The organism is Nonomuraea sp. NPDC049784 (assembly GCF_040659615.1).
In the GTDB taxonomy this organism is placed as follows: Bacteria; Actinomycetota; Actinomycetes; order Streptosporangiales; family Streptosporangiaceae; genus Nonomuraea.
Map to the genome: position 1 here is coordinate 1 of NZ_JBFAMX010000634.1, position 5,864 is coordinate 5,864.

The 5,864-nt window shown below is 66.8% G+C and carries 5 protein-coding genes and 2 pseudogenes; 5 read left to right on the forward strand and 2 right to left on the reverse strand.

The window, feature by feature from the left end; all coding sequences use genetic code 11:
- Positions 1-281 precede the first annotated feature (281 nt).
- Entirely contained in the window at positions 282-740 is a 459-nt protein-coding gene (locus tag AB0J09_RS54180; RefSeq protein WP_360710054.1) for a CAP domain-containing protein, read from the forward strand.
- 356 nt (positions 741-1,096) lie between these two features.
- Here AB0J09_RS54180 and AB0J09_RS54185 read toward each other — a convergent pair.
- A pseudogene (locus tag AB0J09_RS54185) lies at positions 1,097-2,452 on the reverse strand (IS1380 family transposase); the annotation flags it as partial.
- A gap of 173 nt (positions 2,453-2,625) precedes the next feature.
- Between AB0J09_RS54185 and AB0J09_RS54190 the strand changes: the two are divergent.
- Together AB0J09_RS54190 and AB0J09_RS54195 are read left to right on the forward strand one after the other, a co-directional pair.
- Positions 2,626-3,018 carry an alpha-galactosidase gene (locus tag AB0J09_RS54190; protein ID WP_360710050.1) on the forward strand — a complete coding sequence of 131 codons (393 nt, stop codon included), beginning with the start codon at positions 2,626-2,628 and terminating at the stop codon, positions 3,016-3,018.
- A gap of 24 nt (positions 3,019-3,042) precedes the next feature.
- Positions 3,043-3,177: a hypothetical protein gene (locus AB0J09_RS54195; RefSeq protein ID WP_360710052.1), complete on the forward strand. Its 135-nt coding sequence runs from the start codon at positions 3,043-3,045 to the stop codon at positions 3,175-3,177.
- Positions 3,178-3,266: 89 nt separating this feature from the next.
- Here the strand turns inward: AB0J09_RS54195 and AB0J09_RS54200 are convergent, their stop codons facing one another.
- Positions 3,267-5,069: a family 43 glycosylhydrolase gene (locus AB0J09_RS54200; RefSeq protein WP_360710053.1), complete on the reverse strand. Its 1,803-nt coding sequence runs from the start codon at positions 5,067-5,069 to the stop codon at positions 3,267-3,269.
- A gap of 143 nt (positions 5,070-5,212) precedes the next feature.
- On the opposite strand from AB0J09_RS54200, the pseudogene AB0J09_RS54205 reads away from it, so the two are divergent.
- Both AB0J09_RS54205 and AB0J09_RS54210 read left to right on the forward strand, forming a co-directional pair.
- Positions 5,213-5,323: pseudogene (locus AB0J09_RS54205) on the forward strand (IS5/IS1182 family transposase); the annotation flags it as partial.
- The gene (locus AB0J09_RS54210; RefSeq protein ID WP_360710056.1) at positions 5,289-5,468 is read left to right on the forward strand and encodes a hypothetical protein; all 180 of its coding nucleotides are present in this window, start codon (positions 5,289-5,291) and stop codon (positions 5,466-5,468) included. The pseudogene AB0J09_RS54205 and the gene AB0J09_RS54210, both read left to right, overlap by 35 nt.
- Positions 5,469-5,864: the final 396 nt, after the last annotated feature.

Here is a 5,864-nt window from a genome sequence, read left to right on the forward strand (position 1 = left end):
ACCGCAGTCTGGATCAACGAACCCGCCAAGGAGGAACCCAGCTCCGATACAGAACAAGTCGCCTGATACGTCTCATACGGTTTGACAGCTACCGGGCCGCCCTTTAGCTAGAAGGGCATGACCATCCCATCGCCAAAGGAGATCACTATGATTCGCACCACAGCTCTGGCTGCCTTAATGGCCGCCCCGTTCGTGAGCGCCACCCCGTCGTACGCGGCCGCGCCGGGGTGCGCCGCCGCGCAGCGTACTACGACGTGGCTCCGACCAGCGGCAACCTCGCCATGGTCGGCCAGGCGGTGCACTGCCTCATCGACGCCGAACGCGCCAAGGTCGGGCTGGCCGCGCTCACCCGCAACAGCTCGCTCGACTCGGCGGCTACGTCGCACGCCGCCGCGGCGGCGAGCCTGAAGTGGTGGCGGCCCGGCGCCGACTCGCACACCAACCCGCAGACCGGTTCTACGCCGTACAGCCGTATCACCGGCGCGGGTTACTGCCCGAACCCGGTGTCGTGGGCCTACTCCGAGACTACCTACACAGGCTGGGGCACCGGCTATGGCACCGCGCGGGCCGCCGTCAACTGGTGGGTGAACGTCAGCACGTACGGCCACCGCCAGATCGTCCTGAGCCCGACGCTGACAGACCTCGGCATCGGGGTCGCGGCCGGGTCGGCGGATCCGGCCGGCGCGGGGGCCGCAGGCGGCGGGACGTACGTTGTCGACTTCGGGCGTTGCCAGCGATAGGCGGGCGACGGAGTGGCGACGGCGCCGCATCCGTCACCGAGGGCGCAAGGGATGAAGAAGGCACCTTGAGCCGTTTCCAACTTGGCTGAGCCTGGAGCCACGGCCTGATTTACGTTGATCATTTGTCGGTCCAATTCCTCGACGAGGACCGCTCCTGCAGGTAGAGGTCTCGTTTCACGGCGTGAGGGATCCGCCATGCTCGGTCGCGGCTTGTCCATGAGTAGCGGGTCGGGGCGGAAGTGGGCCGCTGGAGCGGCGCGGGTCGTCGAGCTGGGTGTGACCTGGGCTTTTGGGCGGGTCAGACCGCGTGGGCCGGTGGCGGGTGGTGGGTGGTGGGTCACGTGGAAGGCGTTGGTCCACGCCTGCCGCCACGGCCAGTGCCGGGGCCGATGGAAGACCACGTGCCCACGGCCGTGCCGGGCGATGCGGGCGGGGACACCGATGAGCCGGCGGCGCAGACTGGCGCCACGGGCACGGCTGTGCTGAGCGTCGGCCAGGCTGCCGAGCGCGCGTAGCAGGTTGTGGCTGATCGCCGCCAGGGTGAGCCAGGCGGCGTTAGCGGCGAACTTCCCCGAGGGCAGGTGGGCGAGCAGTTCGTCGATCAGGTCGGCGTTGACCTGCTCCTGCACCTCGTGATCACGGTGCTGGGCCTCGGCTTGGAGCAGCGTATACGGGCTGTCGGTGAAGATCGGGTAGTAGCGCCAGGTGGCGAACAACTCGTCCTGGCCATCGGCGGCCTGCTCGTCCATCCGCCGGACGCGGCGCACGATCAGCCGGGCGGTGACGGCCTTGCCCTTCTTGCTGGTGAAGGCGGTGTAGGCAATCTCGGCGACCTCGGCGTCGGAGACCCAGCCGCCGGCCTGCTCATCAAAGATGGCGCGTGGGTAGGCGATCGGCGTCCATGCGGTCTCGGGTATCGCCGCGATCGAGGCCTTGACCTTGGGATCCAGCTTGGCCGTGATGGAGAAACGGGTGTCGCGATCGTGGCAGGCGGCCACCACCTCGGCGGCGTAGAACGCGCTGTCGCCCCGCATCAGCAGCGTGCCCGTCGCCCCGCCGGCGCGGGCCACCGCAATCGACTCGCGCAGCAAAGACGCGGCGCCGCGGGCCGAGTTGGCACTGCCGCCGCGCAGCCGGCTTCCGCACACCACTGGGGCGGCCAGTGGCGTGGACAACGTGGCGGCCAGCACGTTGAGCCCGCGCACCAGGACACTCTTGCCCGCAATCTTGGTGTGGCCGAAGCCCGAGCCCTGCTTGGCATAGCCGTAGGTGCGCCGCTGCATCGAGTCGATGTCGAGGAAGGCCAGGACGTCCGCGCCTGGTAGCAGCGGCGTGCGCCTGGCCAGGCGGATCAGCAGCTGTCGTGCGCTTTTCTCCAGTTGGCGGACGTTGCCCCAGGTGAACGCGCGCAGGAACGAGCCGAGCGTCGAGGGTGCGCGGATGCCGTCGAAGAGTTTGTCCATGCCGCCGTGGCGCAGCACGTCCAGGTCGTCGATGCTGTCGGCGCCGCACATCATGCCCGCCACGATCGAGGCGACCTTCGCCGGCGCGTTGACTCCGTCAGCGGTGGCGATGGCCACGTGCTCGCCAACGAGTGCGTCCAGGCCGCACCGCTCGGCCAGCCGCATCGCCGGGGCCAGTCCGCCGTATGCGATCATGTGCTCATCGTCGAAGATCGCGTCGGTCTTGGCCGCGTCGTGGAAGAATTGCACTTACGAGGTGTCCTTCCGACTGGGCTGCTGGAAGCGTCGAGAACTCCCATCCTCCCAGGTCAAAGGGCACCTCGCCTATTTCACAGTTCTTTCGTCAAATCCCCAGCGGTGGATCCAGGCTGAATAGCAGATCGACCCGAACCCGGTCAGCGCAGTGCCGGGCGGCAACGCCCTTGTGTTCCGCCAGCGGGGCAGGCGCCCACGTCGGCCCCTCCCCCGCGCACTCCTCGCACCGCGTCACCGACCTTTCCTTCCGGGCCGCCGTCGGCCTCCAAGGCCATGCCGGGCTCGAATGGGACCTGCTCGGCTGCGACGACGCCGAGCTCAAGTCGGTCCGCGCGTACGGGGCGCTCTACCGCGAGCTTCGCGACCTCCTGCACAGCGGTACCGTGATCCACCCCGACGACGTCGACCCCGCGTTGCGGGTGCGCGGCGTCGTCGCTCATGATCGATCACAAGCCCTGTGGACCGTCGCGGCGGTCGCCCAGCCCGAGGAGTCCCTCGCTGACCGGTTGCGGCTGCCCGGGCTCGACCCCGACCGGCCGCTACACGGTGCAGGTGCGTAACGACGTCGGCGCACCACGGACCGAGTGGGCGCCCCGAGCTGGCTGAGCGCCACCGCACCACTCGTGCTCTCAGGCCGGCTGCTCGCCGAGGTGGGTCTCCAGCTCCCCACCCTGCTGCCTGTGCAGGCCCTGGTCTTCCACCTCACCGCCGTCGTGTGACGACGGCACCTGGACCTCCTACCAGGTCCGGGTGCCGCCCAGGCCGTTCGCCGATGCCGTCAGCCCGAGGTAGGGCCTGTCCTCCGACATCAGGGCACCACCACTTCGAGGCGAACGTCGGTCAGTTCCTCTCGCAGGTCGCGGGCCGGGCTGAGGTTGAAGACGGGAACTCCGTCCCTGCCGAAGTGGACTCGGTGCATCGCGGACGAGACCACATCGTGACCCACGGGCGAGGCGACCGCGTGGTAGCAGATCCAGGTGTTGCCGTCGTAGTCGGTGAAGAGGGAGTTGTGCCCGGCACCATAGAGCCCTTCCACCGACTGGTAGTTCAGGACCGGCGTGATCGCCTTGGACCATGCGGAGGCATCCAGGTAGTCACCGCCTCGGGGAATACTCAGCATCCCGGTGGAGTAGGTGTAGCCTCTGGCCGCTCCACCGGAGTACGTGATGTACACGGTCTCGTCGGTCAGGAACGGGTACGGGCCTTCGTTGTTGATCGTCCCCTGCACGTTCTCCCAGCCGTACAGCGGGCGCGTCAGCAACACCGGTTCGCTGATGAGACGAGTGGGATCAGCCACGGTCGTCTCCGCGATGTAGACCATGCTGCCCGAGTCCATCGGCGAGTCCAGACCTGTCCGGAATGACCAGACGAGGAAGCACCTCTCGTCAGCCTTGAAGTAGGTCATGTCCAGCGTGATGCTGCCACTCTCGGCCAAGTAGGAGCCGTCGGCCTTCCGGACCCGTACGGGGGTCTCCCAGCTGTCGGCCTGCATTATGTCGTGACCCTTCTTGAGTCGCATCATGTGGCACTGTGGCCCCCACTCGGTGCCGCTGACAGCGAACAAGATATAGAGGTCGTTGCCGATCTGGTGGAACTCAGGGGCCCAGAAGGTCTGCACGAAGCCCTTGCTCTCGTCCGCGTCGAGGATCACCTGCTCGCGGAACCCGTCGTCGAACAAGCCGTTGATCGTCTCGGACTCTCGGACGTAGAGGCCGATGTCGTCCACGTTGTCGTTGGTCGCGATGTAGTAGTACTTCCCTTCCCAGGGCAGAATCACCGGGTCCGCGTACCCGCGCGCCAATGGGAAGGGGTGAACGGGAGTCTGCACCGTGCCGGAGACTCGGTAGGTTCCCGGCGCCGAGAAGTCCACTGCACTGGTGTCCCAGGCGACAGACTTGTCGGCCGTGGAGCCGTCGGAGTAGACGGCTGTCGCCTTCACCGCGGCCAGTTCCGACAGGGAGGACGCGACGACAGTCTTGGGGACGCGGGTTTCCGTATGCGCCAGGGGCGTCCACCGGTCCCGAACGGCTTGCGCGATTGACGGTTCCACCGCGAGCACGTTCCCCGGGTTGATGTCCGTCAGGTTGCAGGGGTCCGCAACCTGCGGGAACCGGGATGCCGGCCAAGGCCCCTTTGATCCTCCTCCTGCGAGGTCGACAACCTGGTTCACGTACATGTTTCCGTCGGCGTCTCGCCACAGAAACTCGTACGCGCCGACCGCCTCGTCGTACTGACACGCGACGGCATCGACATGCAGGGAGTTGTGCAACCGAAGGAGCCCTCGGGATCGGAACTCCGTCAGATCGGTCGACGTCCACACCAGGACACAGCCACGGCTTTCCTCGTCCTGTGCTCCCCGGGGTGCGACACGGACGGCGACCAGCCCGAACCCGCCTTCTCTCGTGCGGAACAGGAAGGGGTTCTTGGCGCCCTTCTCCAGGATCGTGTTGTGCTCGCTCACCGTGGCTTCGGGAAACAAGATCCCGTAGTTCTGGTTGAGCGGCTCAAACGGTGCTCCGTCTTCGCTCAACGCGAGGTGGATGCTGTTGCTCAGCGAGTCCGTGTACTCGTCGAGCGGTGTTCGGGTGTAGACGAGAACTCTGTCTTCCATGACGTACCTGTGCCGTTCAGTGAGACTTTTCCAACCTGATCGCGTAGGTCAGCAGGGGTGGTGCGGGGACCGGTTGGCATGAGAAGAGGCTCTCGGTAAGACAGCAGTCGACCAAGATCCGATGCCTCTACCGGAGAGCCTCGTTGCTGTCTTACCCTGCCGCGATTCCGCTGTCCAATCACACCCTGATCCGCCTGGCTGAGCTGATCCGCACCCGGCGTGCCGAGCGCCGCTGCCGGTGGCGGCGCCTGGACGGCCGCCGAGCAGGCTGGACTCACCGTCGAGGTCGCCTCCGTGGAGGTACCGGATGCGAACCAGGACGCGGCGATCCTCACCGTCAACAGCGCCGGTTACCTGATCACCGTTCGGAATGGCAAGATCCGCGCGATTCGGCAGTAGACGCGTTATCGGTGGTCTCCGCTATCGTCAAGGTGGTACGTCGCGACCACCTTTGGAAGGACGTACGGGTAAAGCCCGTGCCGTATGGGAGTCGAGCCCCTGCTCCGTTGAGACCAGCTCCCCACCGGCCCGCTGACACGTGCTGTTATCGCAGCTGGAGAATGTGAAGGCCGCCCTGCCGTCGTCAGGGCGGCCGACCCGCACGAAGGAAGCGCCCAGCCGCACGCTGGGGCATCGCACGTGGGGGCCTACCCGACCCTGAGAGTGCGTTCCGCGAGCTGATGTCCCTTTCGTCGTTGGAGTTGGGTTAGGCCTGCTGGTCGGAGACCCGCCGTTCGGACTATGGGCGCGGCTGGGTGAACAATCCCGGCTCGGTCTCGACGAGGATGCCGCGGC

Bases quoted from the DNA above. Each gene is read 5' to 3' on its own strand.
- AB0J09_RS54180 (WP_360710054.1), top strand. From the start codon at position 282: ATGGTCGGCCAGGCGGTGCACTGCCTCATCGACGCCGAACGCGCCAAG.
- AB0J09_RS54200 (WP_360710053.1), bottom strand. From the start codon at position 5,069: ATGGAAGACAGAGTTCTCGTCTACACCCGAACACCGCTCGACGAGTAC.